Origin of the sequence: Pseudomonas sp. DTU12.3 (assembly GCF_004124275.1) — a bacterium.
GTDB lineage: Bacteria > Pseudomonadota > Gammaproteobacteria > Pseudomonadales > Pseudomonadaceae > Aquipseudomonas > Aquipseudomonas helmanticensis.
The window spans coordinates 80,379-97,039 of record NZ_CP027218.1; the positions used below are offsets into that span (position 1 = coordinate 80,379).

The 16,661-nt window shown below is 58.3% G+C and carries 17 protein-coding genes; 8 read left to right on the top strand and 9 right to left on the bottom strand.

The window, feature by feature from the left end:
* Positions 1-7 precede the first annotated feature (7 nt).
* The 5 genes from C2E19_RS00400 to tssA are packed head-to-tail and all read right to left on the bottom strand — an operon-like array spanning position 8 to position 4,560.
* The gene (locus C2E19_RS00400; protein ID WP_129386632.1) at positions 8-532 is read right to left on the bottom strand and encodes a PAAR domain-containing protein; all 525 of its coding nucleotides are present in this window, start codon (positions 530-532) and stop codon (positions 8-10) included.
* Between the two features lie 11 nt (positions 533-543).
* Positions 544-951 (bottom strand): type VI secretion system baseplate subunit TssE, encoded by a 408-nt coding sequence (tssE, locus tag C2E19_RS00405; protein ID WP_064389595.1) that lies wholly within the window; start codon positions 949-951, stop codon positions 544-546.
* A 9-nt stretch (positions 952-960) separates the two neighbouring features.
* Positions 961-2,436: a type VI secretion system contractile sheath large subunit gene (tssC, locus tag C2E19_RS00410; RefSeq protein WP_129386635.1), complete on the bottom strand. Its 1,476-nt coding sequence runs from the start codon at positions 2,434-2,436 to the stop codon at positions 961-963.
* A 25-nt stretch (positions 2,437-2,461) separates the two neighbouring features.
* A complete protein-coding gene (gene tssB / locus C2E19_RS00415; protein WP_129386638.1) occupies positions 2,462-2,965 on the bottom strand; it encodes a type VI secretion system contractile sheath small subunit in 504 nt (167 codons plus the stop codon).
* A gap of 32 nt (positions 2,966-2,997) precedes the next feature.
* On the bottom strand, positions 2,998-4,560 hold the full coding sequence (tssA, locus tag C2E19_RS00420) for a type VI secretion system protein TssA (protein WP_129386641.1): 1,563 nt from the start codon (positions 4,558-4,560) through the stop codon (positions 2,998-3,000).
* 715 nt (positions 4,561-5,275) lie between these two features.
* Here tssA and tssI point away from each other — a divergent pair.
* The 5 genes from tssI to C2E19_RS00445 all read left to right on the top strand — a co-directional run bounded on the left by tssI (position 5,276) and on the right by C2E19_RS00445 (position 11,717).
* Positions 5,276-7,300: a type VI secretion system tip protein TssI/VgrG gene (gene tssI / locus C2E19_RS00425; protein ID WP_129386644.1), complete on the top strand. Its 2,025-nt coding sequence runs from the start codon at positions 5,276-5,278 to the stop codon at positions 7,298-7,300.
* Entirely contained in the window at positions 7,297-8,013 is a 717-nt protein-coding gene (locus tag C2E19_RS00430) for a DUF4123 domain-containing protein (RefSeq protein ID WP_256661267.1), read from the top strand. Before tssI ends, C2E19_RS00430 begins: the two co-directional genes overlap by 4 nt.
* Before the next feature lie 127 nt (positions 8,014-8,140).
* Entirely contained in the window at positions 8,141-8,932 is a 792-nt protein-coding gene (locus C2E19_RS00435; protein ID WP_129386647.1) for a hypothetical protein, read from the top strand.
* On the top strand, positions 8,929-11,265 hold the full coding sequence (locus C2E19_RS00440; protein WP_129386650.1) for a lipase family protein: 2,337 nt from the start codon (positions 8,929-8,931) through the stop codon (positions 11,263-11,265). The genes C2E19_RS00435 and C2E19_RS00440 overlap by 4 nt, the downstream gene beginning before the upstream one ends.
* Before the next feature lie 95 nt (positions 11,266-11,360).
* Positions 11,361-11,717: a hypothetical protein gene (locus C2E19_RS00445; protein WP_129386653.1), complete on the top strand. Its 357-nt coding sequence runs from the start codon at positions 11,361-11,363 to the stop codon at positions 11,715-11,717.
* A 96-nt stretch (positions 11,718-11,813) separates the two neighbouring features.
* Here C2E19_RS00445 and C2E19_RS00450 read toward each other — a convergent pair whose 3' ends face one another.
* The 3 genes from C2E19_RS00450 to C2E19_RS00460 all read right to left on the bottom strand — a co-directional run bounded on the left by C2E19_RS00450 (position 11,814) and on the right by C2E19_RS00460 (position 13,616).
* Positions 11,814-12,089, bottom strand: a complete 276-nt coding sequence (locus tag C2E19_RS00450; RefSeq protein WP_003213368.1) for an HU family DNA-binding protein — start codon at positions 12,087-12,089, stop codon at positions 11,814-11,816.
* Positions 12,090-12,279: 190 nt separating this feature from the next.
* The gene (locus C2E19_RS00455) at positions 12,280-13,428 is read right to left on the bottom strand and encodes an NAD(P)/FAD-dependent oxidoreductase (protein ID WP_129386657.1); all 1,149 of its coding nucleotides are present in this window, start codon (positions 13,426-13,428) and stop codon (positions 12,280-12,282) included.
* 20 nt (positions 13,429-13,448) lie between these two features.
* Entirely contained in the window at positions 13,449-13,616 is a 168-nt protein-coding gene (locus tag C2E19_RS00460) for a rubredoxin (RefSeq protein WP_007954349.1), read from the bottom strand.
* A gap of 201 nt (positions 13,617-13,817) precedes the next feature.
* On the opposite strand from C2E19_RS00460, the gene C2E19_RS00465 reads away from it, so the two are divergent.
* Together C2E19_RS00465 and ubiA are read left to right on the top strand one after the other, a co-directional pair.
* Positions 13,818-14,378 carry a chorismate lyase gene (locus tag C2E19_RS00465; RefSeq protein WP_129386660.1) on the top strand — a complete coding sequence of 187 codons (561 nt, stop codon included), beginning with the start codon at positions 13,818-13,820 and terminating at the stop codon, positions 14,376-14,378.
* Positions 14,378-15,268: a 4-hydroxybenzoate octaprenyltransferase gene (gene ubiA / locus C2E19_RS00470; RefSeq protein ID WP_129386663.1), complete on the top strand. Its 891-nt coding sequence runs from the start codon at positions 14,378-14,380 to the stop codon at positions 15,266-15,268. The genes C2E19_RS00465 and ubiA overlap by 1 nt, the downstream gene beginning before the upstream one ends.
* A 113-nt stretch (positions 15,269-15,381) precedes the next feature.
* Here ubiA and C2E19_RS00475 read toward each other — a convergent pair whose 3' ends face one another.
* Positions 15,382-15,765: a hypothetical protein gene (locus C2E19_RS00475; RefSeq protein ID WP_129386666.1), complete on the bottom strand. Its 384-nt coding sequence runs from the start codon at positions 15,763-15,765 to the stop codon at positions 15,382-15,384.
* A gap of 151 nt (positions 15,766-15,916) precedes the next feature.
* Here C2E19_RS00475 and phoB point away from each other — a divergent pair, with 151 nt between their 5' ends.
* Positions 15,917-16,606, top strand: coding sequence for a phosphate regulon transcriptional regulator PhoB (gene phoB / locus C2E19_RS00480; protein ID WP_007896474.1), 690 nt, complete (start codon positions 15,917-15,919; stop codon positions 16,604-16,606).
* Positions 16,607-16,661: the final 55 nt, after the last annotated feature.

A 16,661-nucleotide genomic window follows, 5' to 3' on the forward strand; every position in this document is an offset into this window, starting at 1 on the left:
ATCAGTCTCAGGAAATGGCTATCGAGTCTTGAGAATCCAAAAACAAAGTGACCCCTTCAGCGATGGAAGAGCCGACCACTGAGGTTTTGCCTTCACTGTCCGTTACACCCGTAACCTCTTTTCCTGAGTCAGTACGGATGGTGTATCCACGATTAGCTACCGGTGCGCCTGTCTCGGGATCAGTAACAACGAAGTGCTCCGTAAACGGCCACTTAATCTCCACTGGCAACGGCGGCACAAACGGCGCCGGCGAGTGCGAGTTACCGATAATTACCGTCGATGACCCTGCCGTAACCTTATTCCCATGCGTGCCTTCAGAATCGACGGTGACAGCAGACTTGCCGTTGATTTTCACCGTCGAGGCCAAACCACCAACCATCGCACCACCACACGCGGAGGCATCGCCTTCACGGGCGGCCGCGAGGCCGTCGAAGAACACGTCGCCGGAACCGGCGGCGATCGGGTTGGTACCGTGGCCTGGTAGTGGGCAAGCGGTGGGGTCGGATACGCGTGCTGCGGGTTTGCCAGACATCGGGGATCTCCTTAGGTGACCTTCACTTGTCCGCTGCCATCCAGGCGCGCGGAAAAACTGACCTGACGCTTGAACCCTTCAACTTCCAGCAAGCCTTCGATACTGAAGGCCAGGCGCAGTTGATCGTGGTCACGCGGCAGGGAAATGACACGCACGTTGCTCAGGCGTGGCTCGTAGGCTTCGATGAAGTTTTCGATGGCCAGGCGGGCCTGACTCAGAGAGTCGTGCAGGCTCAGGCGCATGTCATTGAGATCGGGCAACCCGTAGTCGGACAGCGTTTGCACGCTGCCGGCCCGGGTGCTGAGCATTTTGGCCAGATGGGCAGCCACAGACGCCATGGCTGAAGCCTCGAGGCTCCTGCCCTTGCGCTGTTCCGCGTCGCCATTGAGGCGTTCGAAAAGACTGCCGTATCCGTCCATGAGTCGCTCTTACTCTTTGTCCAGCTTGCCAACCAGCGACAGGGTGAAATCGGCACCCATGTACTTGAAGTGCGGACGCACGTTCAAGCTCACGCGGTACCAGCCCGGCTCGCCTTCAACATCGCTGACGATCACTTGCGCAGCGCGCAGCGGACGACGGCCACGGACTTCGGCGCTCGGGTTTTCCTGGTCGGCAACGTACTGGCGGATCCACTTGTTCAGTTCCAGCTCGAGGTCGGTACGTTCTTTCCACGAACCGAGTTGCTCGCGCTGCAGCACTTTCAAGTAGTGAGCCAGGCGGTTGACGATCATCATGTACGGCAGTTGAGTGCCGAGCTTGTAGTTCAGCTCTGCTGCCTTGCCTTCTGCGCTGATGCCGAAGAACTTCGGCTTCTGCACCGAGCTTGCGGAGAAGAACGCCGCGTTATCGGAGCCTTTACGCATGGTCAGGGAAATGAAGCCTTCCTCGGCCAGTTCGTATTCACGACGGTCGGAAACCAGAACTTCAGTAGGAATCTTGGTTTCGATTTCGCCCATGCTTTCGAAGTGGTGCAACGGCAGATCTTCAACCGCGCCACCGCTCTGCGGGCCGATAATGTTCGGGCACCAGCGGAATTTGGCGAAGCTGTCGGTCAGCTTGGTGCCGAACGCGTAAGCAGTGTTGCCCCACAGGTAATGCTCGTGGCTGTTGGCAACGGTTTCCTTGTACACGAACGATTTGACCGGGTTTTCTTCCGGATCGTACGGGTTACGCAGCAGGAAACGCGGCACGGTCAGGCCAACGTAGCGGGAGTCTTCCGAGGTACGGAAGCTCTGCCATTTGGCGAATTGCGGGCCTTCGAAGTGGTCTTTCAGATCTTTCAGATCCGGCAGGCCGGTGAAGCTTTCCAGGCCGAAGAACTTCGGACCGGCAGCAGCGATGAACGGCGCGTGGGACATGCACGAAACGCTGGCCACGTACTGCATCAGCTTGACGTCTGGCGAGCTTGGCGACATGTAGTAGTTAGCGATGATCGCGCCCACAGGCTGACCACCGAACTGGCCGTATTCAGCGGTGTAGATGTGCTTGTACAGGCCGGACTGCATGACTTCCGGCGAATCTTCGAAATCGTCCAGCAGGTCTTCTTTGGAGACGTTGAGGATTTCGATCTTGATGTTTTCGCGGAAGTTGGTGCGATCGACCAGCAACTGCAGACCACGCCACGACGATTCCAGAGCCTGGAATTCCGGGTGGTGCAGAATCTCGTCCATCTGACGGCTGAGCTTGGCATCGATCTCGGCGATCATGCGGTCAACCATGGCTTTCTTGACCGGCTCACCGTTGTTCTGCGGCTTGAGCAGTTCTTCGATGAACGCCGACACACCGCGCTTGGCGATGTCGTAGGCTTCGTCGTCCGGAGTCAGACGGGTTTCGGCGATGATGCTGTCGAGAATGCTGTACTCGCCGTTGCCGGCGCTCTTCTCTTGTGCTGCGCTAGTGCTCATTGTGTTGGCTTCCTTGGCTGGAGTCTCAGGCGTCCGTGGCTGCGGCGTTCAGGCCCAGCTCACCGAGTACGCGACCGCGGGATTCGTCGTCGGCGAGCACGCCTTCGATGGCTTTACGGAACGCAGGTGCGTTACCCAGCGGGCCTTTGAGGGCCACCAGCGCATCGCGCAGTTCCATCAGTTTTTTCAGCTCAGGCACTTGCTCGACCAGGCTGGCCGGGTTGAAGTCCTTCATCGAATTGACGCGCAGTTGCACAGCCAGCTCGTCGGCCTCGCCATCTTCCTGCAGACGGTTCGGCACGCTCAGCGTCAGACCCAGTTCTTGCTTGGCCAACACTTCGTCGAAGGTCATCTTGTCGATGCTGATCGGCTTGCGATCTTCGATTTTGCGATCGTCCTTGCGGTGGGTGTAGTCACCGATTGCCAGCAGCTTCAGCGGCAGTTCAATCTCTTCCTGAGCACCGCCGGTGGCGGGTTTGAAGGTGACGTTGATGCGTTCCTTGGGGGCTACCGAGCCTTCTTTGGCCATGGCTTTTCTCCTTGCGGTTGTGGCCCTGGGGCCTATTCGAGTACCACTTCGAGATCGAGGTGGCACAGCCTGCGATAAATCTCTTCCTTGCGTTCACGTACGGCATGGTTCTGCGGCAACAACTCGCAGCAGCTATGCAGTAAATGCAGCACTTCCAATGCAAGATCGGGCTCCCAGGCGTGCAGGCCTGAGTCCTGTAATGTCTGATCGAGGGTTTCCAGCTGGTTCTTGGCCAGTTCGTACTTCTTGGCCATGAAGCACAGCCTGGCGAGGGCGAACTGCCAGAAGAAGCGTTCGCGACCGCCGTGGGCCGATTGCAAACCCTGCTTGAGCGTCTGCACGGCAGGCTTCAGGCCTTCCTTGCGCAGCAGCGGCAGGACTTCTTCGAGGGCCTTTTCCCACGCCGGCTGGGTTTCGACGTTTTCGCTTTCGACCTTGCGCGGCGCACTGGCGCTTTGCAGGTGCGGCATGACGTTGGCGGCGATCCACGCCCGGGTGGACGGATCGGCAAACGGCGCGCCGTCATGGAAGCGCAACTCGACAATGCCGGGCAGGCGCTGAATCAAAAGCGCGAAGTGGATTTCCACTTCGCGCATTGCCAACTCGGCGTTGAGGTTCTGGAGACATTCCCAGACCATCCTCTGGCCATCGAACCAGAACGGCGCCTTCGCCAGGCTCGCCTCCAGTTCCACCAGCAGGTCGGCGTATTTGCCCTGATCGAAACGGTCCTGATAGAGCTTGAGTTTTTCCAGCGGCAGACCGCGCAACACAGTGATCTGCTCGGCGTTACGCTCGGGCACCGCGTCGATGGTCATCCACAGCAGCGTGCGGTTCAGGCGCAGGGCGCGCAGGTCGGTGGCTTTCTGCTTGAGCCACCAGGCGCACAATGGACGGGCGCTTTCCTGCTGGGCGCGCAGGGCTTTGTGCGCCTCGCGTTCGTTGTCGATCGGCGCGCCGGGGGTGAGCAACTGGCTCGCCGCCTGTTTGACCTGGGCCACTGCTGCGCCCACCACACCGGGTGCCGGCTGATTGTCGGCGGCGCGCTGGATCATGGTTTTCAGGCGACGGGAAATCGGCAGCAGCAGCGGCGAATCATCACCCAGATGTTCCGCGCACGCCGCTTCGAGACCGGACAGGTGCTCGGAGAGCTGCCGGAACATCGGCAACTGCTCTTTGATCGCGATGTTTTCAGTGATGACCTGCTCAAGACGCGGCACCAGCCAGCCGATGGCGGCGGCACGGGTGCGGGCTTTGAGCGGGTGAACGTCGGCCCAGTGGTTTTCCGACAGATGGTGCAGCAACCCGAGGCCGGCGAGCAGCCCGGGGAAGGATTCACGCTGGTACAGCGACCAGGTCAGCCAGGCGCCGACACGCAAATCCTTGGATTGGGTACGCAGCAGATTTTCGCTGTTTTCGCGAATTTTCAGCCAGTCGATCTGCCCGCTTTCGTGCATCGACGAGGCTTTGGCCAGCTCGCTTTCCAGGGCCTCGAATTCGCTCGAAAAACGAACGTCTTCGCCCGCGAAATTCTCTTTGGAAACAGAGACTTTTGCGAGTTCGAGGTAATGGGCGGAAAGTTTGCTTGAGTAGGACATCCATGGCCTTTATTAAGGATTACAGTCAGGCGCCTATTGGAGTAACCGCGGCGCGGGACAGTATCGAAGAGCGGTGGTGCGACTCATCCAATTGAGATGTGCTCTTTCAAGTGGGCGCATCGTAATCACTATGATGGCCACTAGCAAGCATCTGATTAAACAACAAGACGAAGTGTTCATTGGGGTCTGTAGGAGATTGCCCTATATGTCGCAAGGGAATCCCTGAGCGTCATTTATATTCGCCGCATTTTCTTTTCCCCCGCCAAAACCTTGAGCTAGAGCGCTCTGCTGCTCCGACAAGGCATCTTGCCGGACGCCCGTCCCAATACACGGCGGCAAGCATGACAACTCTTGAAAAAAATAGAAGTAGGATTCGTCCTAAAATGCATCGGTTTCCTTGAACAATTCGACGAGGACAATGGCGACCACAAAAAGTGCCATCAATTTGATGGCAAAGTGTTTTTGTGAAACTTTCACTGTCCCGGAAATACTGCACATTCGTGCTAACTCAATAAGTTTCGAACTAGCCTCCTACAGTCCTTTCCTTCAATTCATACAACACCTTACAACCCGGAAGTCTCTGACAAACGTCAGAGACGGTTCTTACATCAAATTGTTTCCCCCGCAGCTAGCGTGCCTTGGCAAATTTTTTACGCGTGGCGATCAGGGACGATCGAACACCGCGCATCGACTCATTTTGCTTAAGGACAAGCGTATGTTCAGCACGGGCAGTTGCGCGCCTTTTACCCTACAGATTCCCGCTATTCACCACGATTTCGCAGTGCTTGCCTTCGACGGCGATGAGGCTATCAGCAGCCTCTATGCGTTCCGGATTGAGTTGGTCAGCGAACGCGCTGACATCGACCTTGAGCCTCTGCTCAGTCAGCCGGCGTTTCTGCAATTCGGCTTCAATGGCGAAGGCGTCCATGGGCGGATTGAGGATGTGCAGATTGGCGAGTCAGGTAAACGTCTGACTCACTATCAACTGACGCTGGTGCCAGCGCTGTATTACTTGCAGTTCAGCCATGATCAGCGGATTTTTCAAAACTTGACGGTACCGCAAATCATCACGCAGGTACTCCAGCGTCATGGCATCCAGACGGATGCATTCACCTTCCATGTCAGCAGCCGGATGGAGCGTGACTACTGCACTCAGTATGGCCAATCCGATTTTGAGTTCATCCGGCGCCTGTGCGCCGAAGAAGGCATCGCGTGGCATCACCAGCACTCTCCCGACGGTCACATGCTGGTGTTTACCGACGATCAGGTGTTTTTCCCGAAGCTGGGAGCGACGCCTTTTCAACAAGACACGGGCATGGTCGCCGAGCACCCGGTCGTCAATCGGTTCGCCATGGTTTTCAATACGCGAACCAGCACCGTAACCCGTCGCGACTATGACCTGAAGCGCCCCAGCCTGTTGCTGGAAAGTCGTTTCACAGCCGAGTTCACACCGGCGCTGGAAGACTATCGCTACCCCCTGCCGATGGAGAACGAAAAACAGGCCAAACAGCGGGTACGCCAGGTTTTGGAGCGACATCGCTGCGACTACCAAAGGGTTCAGGGCGAAAGCGATCAAGCGACACTGCGCAGTGGGTATTTGTTCGATCTGACTGAACATCCGCGCAAGGACTGCAACAACCTTTGGTTGCTGGTAAGCCTGAAGCATAAAGGCAAGCAACCGCAGGTCCTCGAAGAAGCTGCCGGTAGCGACGTCAAACCCGCCGATGGCTTCACGCAGGGCTATCGCAACACTTTCAGCGCCATACCCGCAGAGGTGCTTTATCGCCCTGCGCTGCCACCACGAAAACCGTCGTTGGTCTGCCAGACCGCGCGCGTTACCGGGCCGCCTGGGAGGGAAACGTTCTGCGACGAATTCGGCAGGGTTCGCGTCGAGTTCCCATGGGACAGGGCAGAGCTCAATAGCGAGAAGAGCAGCTGCTGGATACGCGTTGCCTCCAGCTGGGCCGGGGAAGGTTTCGGGGCGATGACCATTCCGCGCATCGGCATGGAAGTGGTCGTGACTTTTCAGGAGGGTGACCCGGATCAACCGCTGATCACCGGTTGCGTACCCAACAAGGTCACATCCGCCGCCTATCCATTGCCGGCCAATGAGACGAGAACGGTCTTGCGCACTCAAAGCTCACCGCGCAATGGCGGTTACAACGAGTTGTCGATCGAAGACCGTGCTGGCCAGGAGAAAATCTACCTGCGGGCTCAACGTGATCTGGAACAACTGATCCTCAATGACAGCCGCAACCTGATTACCCGCGATCACTTCGAGCAAGTGGGCAATGACAGCACCTGCCTGATCGAGGGCAAGACGTTGCGCACCCACCACGGTGTGCGCTGTACTCAGATCAACGCCGATGATCTGCTGACCGTCAGCGGCATCAGCAGTCAAACGGTTGGAGCGCTGGTGATTCAGGCGGGCCAGCAGGCGCATGTCACCGCGAGCAACGTGGTGATCGACGCTGGCATGAGCCTGACGCTGTCGGCGGGCGGTCACTACATCGTCATCAACGCTGGCGGGATTTTCAGCAGCGTGCCGATCGTCGAGGGCGGTGCGCCGTTGGCGGGCATCGCGCCGCTACAGCCGCTGCAGGCAGTGGGCGCAATCGTCCCACCTGTCAGTGCCACACCGCTGTCGATCGTCAACAGTGCTCGCCAGCAGGCGGCGGATTATTGCCCGCTGTGCGAAGCCTGTGCGGCTGGGCAGTGCGGCCTGGGAGAAGTCGCATGAACCGGGTCGAACAATGGCTGCATGAGCAGCCCCGGGCCGGACGTGATCTGTTTCTGATGCTCGATACCGACGGACAGAGCGAAGCACGCACCGCGCTGGCCGCCGACCTGGGTACGGACCAATTTCGTCATTTGTACGCCGGCACGGCGGCTGAATCATTGGCGCAGACCGGTCCGCTGCTGCTGCGCATCGACACGGCGCGCCACCCCGTCATCCAGGCACTGGTCGCCACTCCCGACCGCCATTGGGGTTGGTTGGCCAGTGCCGAGCATGTCGCTCTGGATGATCTGGCAAGGCATTGGCGTGAGCGCGTGGTGACCGGCGAACGCCCCAATCTGGCGGTGTATCGCGTGCATGACAACCGCGTGCTCGGACGCGCGCTGGCGCATCTGCAACCCGAGCAATACGCCACTTTGCTCGGGCCGATCAGCAGCGTCTGTTACTGGCACGCGGGGCAATGGAACGTCGCCGACAACCCGGATCCCGGCGAACACCCGCTGCCCATCGACCCGCCATGGCTGCAGACGCCCATACCGGAGCTGATTTACGCAAACGTGCTGTTCGACAACGCCCGACGCTATCTGGTGGGCGAGCACACTGAAGCGATGGCCAAGCTAGCGGAGCAACTCGACATGGATGACTGGCTGTGGGGACAGATTCAGCTGCGCGCCTGTGGGGCTGGCAGCAACCGGAGCAAGTGCACTTTTTGCTGACCCAAAGTCTTCAGCTACCGGGGTATGTGCCGCCCAAGTCATGGTGGCCGAAACCTGAAGAAGACCCGACGGCGCATTTTGAGCGGGTGTATCAGCAGGTGCTGTATTGGCAGGAGAGCGGAGCCTTATGAGACGTGCATTTCAATTTCTGGCACTTGGCAGTTGCACTGCATTGATCCTGGGCTGCTCTGCGGTTGGTACGCCGAACACGTTTACTTTTGTTCCCGACTTTCCACCCAACTTCAAATACGAACTGAAAGCCATCTACCTGCCCCTCGAAGGAGAAACGTGCAGAGTCGCGGGAAAGCCGGATTTCTGGGTCAGCTTCAATAAACCCAATATGGAATACGTCAGCACTGCGGAAATTGAGCTGTACAAAACAGCGAGCAACTGCCCGCTGGTGCTGAACCATGTGGAGATCAAGATCATCGGTGTTTTTGGTCCGGAGCGAAGTGACAGCAGCTATGACTACGCCTCATTTGCCGTGCGTCCGGAGTTGCTGGAGCGACAAATGGGTACTTTCAGAGATGACGAGACAGCTGAGTTCTTCGGTGAGTGCATGTGGCTTTTTCGCACCGTCGGGCCGAAGCGTTACCTGATCAAACTGCTGACCTGCAAAAAAATGGATGCGCAGGGCAATGTCGGGCGAAGCCGCCCTTCCACGGCGTACACGCTGACTCAGCTAGCGGGGAAAAAGGTAAGTCTGAAGATCACGTTGGCAGGTGAGGAGTTGCCCGGCTGGGGCGACACCTGGGTTCAAGTCCCAGGCGGCTGGAAACGATGCATGGGTAATGGTTTTGAAGATCAACACGCCTATTGCAACGGAAACTACAAAGACTTCAGCACGTTCCGAATGGTTGACGAAAGAGTCTGCACCATCTACCCGGGATGCACGGAAAACAGGGATGCGACTCCATGAATATAGAACCCTTAGCCGCCAGTGATGCCGCTTTCATGTCGGGGCATATTCATGCGTGTCCTCGGCGTAGTCATTCGACCAGTTTTCAACTAGTGGACGAATTTGGTGATGGAAAACCTTACGCCGGTTTGGCGTTCGAGATCGTTGATTACGAAGACACTATCTATACGGGAAAGCTCGATGCCAAGGGCTTCGGAAAAGTCGACAACCACCATTGCGGCCCGTTAGTGCTTAAAGCAAGTCGCCCATTCGAAGGTTCGGACACACTTTACAAGGCCTTGATAAAAAGGCCGTATTACCCCCTCCCCATTACCGAACTCCAGGTACGCGCCGAAAAAACCCGTTTTTTCCACAAAACAGGCGTACGTACCCAAGCCAACCCAGCAAAAGACTTCGCCGAAACCAATGCTTACTGCCAGATAGAAGTCAGCGAACTAGTAAACCACATTGCGCACTTGCCGCCTCTGGCCCTGCGGCGAGATCCACCGAACATGGTGGTGCATAAACTAATGCGCCCGGCGCCAAAATCCAGAAGCTGCACCGTCGTCGATAGATCCGCGCTTGATGCCGGACTGAGCGTCCTCTTCAGTAAAGCGGATATGGCTACGGTCGAACTTGGATTCTTCCCACCGCCTCCCAAACCCGAGGGCATTGCCCTGTTGCCCAACAAGCATCACGTGCTGGAAGTACGCCCGATGAGGGCACTACGGCCCATGCTGTCGACCGGCGACGAATTCTGCGCACTAAACCTCTATCAACTGTCATTGATGGCCACGCTGAGCTACACCGATTTCGGCCAAGAACCGAACACCCAACCGGTGAGGACTGACAGCGTGAGCTTCACCGTGCAACCCAGCAGCGGCCACTGGTTTGGCCATGCCCTGCCGCAGTTTGATGAACTGTGGAAAGTCGATGCCCTGCAAACGAAGAAGTACTACCCCTTGTATGAGGAGGTCCCTTACTCGAAACGTCTGGAAGTGGTGCCGTTCGATCCATCGCTCTATCCCGAGGTAAACAACCCCGACTTGGGCGATCAGCAGGAGCACCCGGCCAAACTGCACTTTTTCGATGATCGCGATAAAGACAACAGCACGGACACCCAGGCCTTCATCACCCATCACGACGAGTTGATATTGATCAGCGTACGCGGGACCAGTGAAATGAAACCCGATGCGATGCGGGATGGGGATGCCTATCAGGTTCCTTTTGAGGAAGGAGAAGGCAAGGTACATCGCGGCTTCTACGGCGGCGCCCAAGCGGTTTACCCGTTTGTGGTGAGTTATCTGGAACGGTTCTACAGCGGGCAAAAACTGCTGATCACCGGACACAGTCTGGGCGGAGCAATAGCACTTATTTTGTCGGAGATGCTGCGGCGGAATCAGCGCTATCTTCCGCAGATCGTCCTCTACACCTACGGCGCCCCGCGCGCCGGCGACACCACTTTCATCGAAAGTGCCAAGGCGTTGACCCACCACCGCATCGTCAACCAGAACGACCCGGTTCCAAGCGTTCCCGCCACATGGATGAACACCTTCGCCAAACCAGAGCCGATGTATATCGCCAATGGAGCAGTGCTGGTTATTACCCCCGCTGCCGGTTTTGCCTTGTTTGTCTGGGGAATGACCAACTTCTTCGGCGACGAATACGGCCATCACGGTGCCCTGCGCCATTTCATGCCCGTGGTGTTTGGAAAGGACCATCAGTCATCCATTCTCTGGCAGCCGGGCTGCAGCATCATCAATGATCACGGCTGTGCCGAAGCCTTGCGAAATATCAATGGCTTGCCCAAACGCGGCTCTTTTCTGAAGCAGCTCTTCGCGGCTGGCGATCACTCGATGGTTGGCAGCTACATTCCCGGTTGTTGGGCCAGCCTGCGCCGCTGGCAGGAAGCACTGCAGCTCAAACGCTCTTTGGTCACATCACGGGAGTTCGAATGGGTCAGCGGTGCATTGGAAAATATCAGAAAGCAACTGCGTGCCGTTGAGCGGGAGATCCAGGCCCACCCCAGCGCCTACGTCCGCCACGAGGAAAGAATCCACAAGGTCACGGTTCTCAACAATGAAATAGACAAAATCAAAATGACCCATGACCGCCTGGTCGCTCTGCGCGGCCAGCGCGTCACCGAAGCCGACGTTTATGGCAACTACGCCGACCAGCCCGAGTGGGTGCAGGAAAACCTGCTGCGCTGGAACGCTCACCCGGAAAACCTCGTTCAGGAACAACTGGCGATGACTCCGCCAGCCGGCGAAGACCACGATGCCGCCATCGTCGCAATGGCCGGCGGGCATGCCGTTGGCGCGCCGTTTCAGCTGGATATTGATTCGATCGTGTAGCGGCTAAACAACGCGCGGACAAACCTTGGCTATGCCAGAATCCAACGCCCACAAAATCTGCACCCTCTACTACGGCTGGTAAGGAGCTTCACTTCATGGAATTGAAAACCCTATTTTTCGCAGCACTTATTTGGCTGCCAATCACCCAAGCATCCGCGGACACCCCCTCACTGGACGGCCATTACTACCTGGTCGGAGCAATGGAAATGGGCGCTGAATTGCTGCTGCGCAAGGACGGCACCTTTGACGCGGGCGTGGCGTACGGGAGTGCCGACGGTTTTGCCAAAGGCACCTGGCAGGTGGACAAGGAAATACTGACGCTGAAAAGTGCAACCAAGCCTGCTTCCGATAAAGATTTGTCTGCCCTGTTCGAGGATCTGCAATTGGCCGTTGAGCCAAATTGCCTGGCCGTAGACTTCGGCAACGGCAAAGCCTGCTTCCGCCGCCAATAACCTGGCTTGCTGCCACAAAAAATGGGCACCCGACCGCAATCGGTGTGCCCATTTTTTATTACGGTGTTCCCCCGCTATTCAGGGGATCCGCCGCAATTAAGGATTAACGCTGTCTTTCAACGACTTGCCTGGCTTGAACGCAACGGTGTTGCTGGCCTTGATTTTCACCGGCTCGCCGGTTTGCGGGTTTTTGCCGGTGCGGGCGCCGCGGTGGCGTTGCAGGAAGGTGCCGAAGCCTACCAGCGTCACGCTGTCCTTGCGGTGCAGAGCGCCGGTGATTTCTTCGAGAACGGCGTTGAGTACGCGGTTGGCCTGTTCTTTGGTCAGATCTGCTTTTTCAGCGATTGCAGCGGCGAGTTCTGGTTTACGCATTAGTGAAGCCCCTTTGACGGTTTTTTGTTGTTATGTCCGTGCTGTTCTCGTTGGAACAGCGCCCAAGGCGCCGCAGGCTCTACTCTGCGGCAGACGGGAGTGAGAATGGCACGCGGACAAGGCCTGCGCCAGTCTCACTACGACCTTTGTGGGGGCAAAAGCGGGGTGATTCCGACAGAACGACCGGTATTTACGCCAGCAAGGCCGGAAGCTGTTTGTTCAGGGCGAGTTTTTCCATGACGGCGGCGCCCGTCAGCGCATAGCCGAGCAACTGACCGTCGGAGCCGTGGCACAGGGCCTTGATGTCGGCGCCCTGCCCTTCAATGGTCCAGCTGCCTTCGCTGCCGCGTGGCGGTAGCGAAACCACCAATGGGCAAACCGGGGTTTTCACGGTGATCGGCATCGGGCCGTAGCTCACTGCGGTAGGGTTTCCTGCCAGAGTTTGTGCCAGCGCTCGCGCACAGCTCATGAGGGGCATTACGTACAGCAGATTCAGCCCATCGACCTCGGCGCAGTCGCCCAGGGCGTAGATATTGGCGTGGGAAGTTTGCAACTGACGATCGACCACGACGCCGCGATTGACCTGTACGCCGGCGGCCGCCGCCAGATCAATGCGTGGGCGCAAGCCAATGGCGGAAACCACCACATCGCAGGCAATGACCTGGCCGTCGGACAGATGCGCTTCCAGGCCTTCCGCGACTTTGTGCAAGCGGGTCAGTACCGGGCCGAGGTGGAATTTCGCCCCGAGGCCTTCCAGCCCAGCCTGCACCGCTGCCGCAGCCGCCGGGTGCAGCAGGGTCGGCATCACTTGTTCGCACGGCGCAACCAGTTGCACTTCATAGCCACCAAGGATCAGGTCGTTGGCGAATTCACAACCAATCAGGCCGGCACCCAACAGCAAAACGCGGCGTTTACCGGCCGCTGCAGCACGGAAACGCGCGTAGTCTTCGAGATCGTTGATCGGGAAGACCAGATCCGCGCCATCGCCTTCGATGGGCACGCGCACGGTTTCTGCGCCCCAGGCGAGAATCAGGTCACGGTAGGCCACCGCTTCTTCACCGATCCACAAACGCTTGTGGCCGGCATCGATGCCGCTGATGCGCGTATGGGTGCGCACTTCGGCTTTCAACTGCTCGGCCATCGCGCCGGGTTCGGCCATGCTCAGGCCATCGGCGTCCTTGTTCTTGCCGAAACCGGTGGAGAGCATCGGCTTGGAGTAAGAGCGACCGTCATCGGCGGTAATCAACAGCAGCGGGGTTTCGCTGTCGAGTTTGCGAAACTCCCGGGCCAGGTTGTAGCCCGCAAGGCCAGTGCCGATGATGACGACAGGTGCGCTCATGCCTTACTCCTTTGTTTTGCTTAGTTGATTTCGATCATTTCGAAGTCCATCTTGCCGACACCGCAGTCCGGGCACAGCCAGTCTTCCGGCACGTCCTGCCACAGGGTGCCCGGCGCAATGCCGTCATCCGGCCAGCCGTCGGCTTCGTTGTAGATCAGGCCGCAGACCACACATTGCCACTTTTTCATTCGGGTACTTCCTCAGGGTTCAGGCTTATTGCCGGCGCGGACGGTCGATGGGTATTGCGCTGCCATCCGGCTCAGGGCGTTTTGTACTGATGGAGCCGGGCAGATGCAAGCCTGTTCGGCGCAATGGCGTCCCGGCCCCATCAATATCGCTGCCCGCCATGGTAAGCTCGCCGCCTCATTTGCGGCCAATAATGACTCATTGTGCAACAGACTAATCCCTCCCCGGCCCCGCTCTGGCTGGCCCAAAGCCAACTGACGTCCCTCCCCGATTCGTTGACCCTCGACTGGTTGTTCGACGAAGGCTCGCTCACTCGCCGACTGACCCGCCTGTCCAATGATGGCTTTAGCGTGACGCCGTTGTTCGAAGGCTGGGACACCCTGCGCGCCGACGAATGCGCCGCGCTGAATCTGGCTGAAGGCAGCGAAGGCTGGGTGCGCGAGGTGTATTTGCGCGGTCATGGCGAAGCTTGGGTGTTTGCCCGCAGCGTCGCCTCACGCAGCGCCTTGCAGGGCGATGGCTTGCACATGGATGAACTGGGCAGCCGTTCGCTGGGCGAATTGTTGTTTTGCGATCAGGCCTTCCAGCGTCGCGCCATCGAAGTCTGCCGCTACCCTGAGCAATGGCTGCCGCCTGCCGCCAAGGCGCCCGAACTGTGGGGCCGCCGCTCGCGCTTCGACCGTGGCGCGCTGAGCGTATTGGTCGCGGAAATTTTCCTGCCGAATCTGTGGTGCGCCGCCCGCGCCCATCCGGAGAACAGCTGATGTATCAGAGCCTGCTCAAGTCCCTGAACCGCTTGAACCCGCGCGCCTGGGATTTCATTCAGCTGACCCGGATGGACAAGCCGATCGGCATTTACCTGCTGCTCTGGCCGACGCTGTGGGCGCTGTGGATTGCCGGCAAGGGCTCGCCATCACTGGCCAACGTGGTGATTTTTGTCCTCGGCGTGATCCTGACTCGCGCCGGTGGTTGCGTGATCAACGATTGGGCCGATCGCAAGGTCGACGGCCACGTCAAACGCACCGCGCAACGGCCATTGGCTGCGGGCAGAATCAGTTCGAAAGAAGCGCTGGTGTTCTTTGCGCTGTTGATGGGCGTGAGTTTTCTGCTGGTGCTGTGTACCAATGCGCCGACGATCTGGTTATCGCTGGGCGGTTTGGCGTTGGCGTTCACCTATCCGTTCATGAAGCGCTTTACCTATTACCCGCAAGTGGTGCTGGGCGCGGCGTTCTCGTGGGGCATGCCGATGGCGTTCACCGCCGAGACCGGCGAGTTGCCGGCGGCAGCATGGCTGCTGTGGATCGCCAATTTACTGTGGACCGTGGGTTACGACACGTATTACGCGATGACTGACCGGGATGATGATTTGAAGATTGGCGTGAAATCCACAGCGATTCTGTTTGGCGAGGCGGACCGGGTGATCATCCTGAGTTTGCAGGCGCTGTCGCTGGGCTGCCTGTTACTGGCGGGGTCGAAGTTCGAGCTGGGGACGTGGTTCCATCTCGGCTTGCTGGTGGCTGCTGGCTGTTATGCGTGGGAGTTCTGGTACACCCGCGATCGTGACCGCATGCGTTGCTTCAAGGCGTTTTTGCACAACCATTGGGCCGGGTTGGCGATTTTCGTCGGGATCGTGCTGGATTACGCGCTGCGCTAAACACAAATCAATGTAGGAGTGAGCCTGCTCGCGATAGCGGTGTATCAGTTAACGAAAATGCCGACTGATACACCGCTATCGCGAGCAAGCCCGCTCCCACAGGGGATTTGCGTTTATTTGTGCTCGTGCACCACGTGCCACATTTCCTTCATGCCATCACCCTTCATTTCTCCAGGCTTCTCATCTTTCATGAAGGTGTACAGCGGCTTGCCGTCGTAGGCGTATTGCATCATGCCGTCATCGCGCTTGATCACTGTCCATTTGCCTTCAGCTTTGGCGCCCGCCGGCGCCATCATTGGCGGCCAGTTTTTCGCGCAATCGCCGGTGCACATCGACTTGCCGCCAGCGTCCTTGTCGAACGTGTAAACGGTCATGCCTTTGTGATCGACCATCATGCCGTCTTTCATCATGGCCGGCTCGGCGGCCATGGCAAATCCGGGCAGAGTCAGGGCAGCAGCCATCAGCAGTGCTTTAAAGGAAACAGTCATTTGAGTCATGGAAACCTTCTTTTGTGGTTGTCAGGATTCGGACTTAGAGCTTAGTTGAGGATTTGCACAATCGCCGCCGGACTAAAATACTGTCACACGACTGCAATAATTCCGTTATCTAATGCGGCGCAAGACAGTTAAATGACAAGAGGATTAAGGCATGGTTGGCAGGAGCATTCTGATCGTCGACGACGAAGCGCCCATTCGCGAAATGATCGCCGTTGCGTTGGAAATGGCCGGCTATGACTGCCTCGAGGCAGAGAACTCGCAGCAGGCACACGCCATCATCGTCGACCGCAAGCCGGACCTGATCCTGCTCGACTGGATGCTGCCCGGCACGTCGGGCATCGAGTTGGCCCGTCGTCTGAAACGCGATGAGCTGACCGGGGACATCCCGATCATCATGCTCACCGCCAAGGGCGAAGAGGACAACAAGATCCAGGGGCTGGAAGTCGGCGCCGACGACTACATCACCAAACCGTTTTCCCCACGCGAACTGGTCGCACGCCTGAAAGCCGTGCTGCGTCGCGCCGGCCCGACCGATGGCGAAGCGCCGATTGAAGTCGGTGGCCTGCTGCTCGACCCGATCAGCCACCGCGTGACCATCGACGGCAAACCCGCCGAAATGGGCCCGACCGAATACCGTCTGCTGCAATTCTTCATGACCCACCAGGAACGCGCCTACACCCGTGGCCAGTTGCTGGATCAGGTCTGGGGCGGCAACGTCTATGTTGAAGAGCGCACCGTCGACGTGCACATCCGCCGCCTGCGCAAGGCCCTCGGCGACGCCTACGAAAATCTGGTACAAACCGTGCGCGGCACTGGCTACCGGTTTTCCACCAAGGCCTGAGCCGACCGCCAGACTCGCTGACAAGGACCGTATTTCCCGTGAATCAAAACTGGCA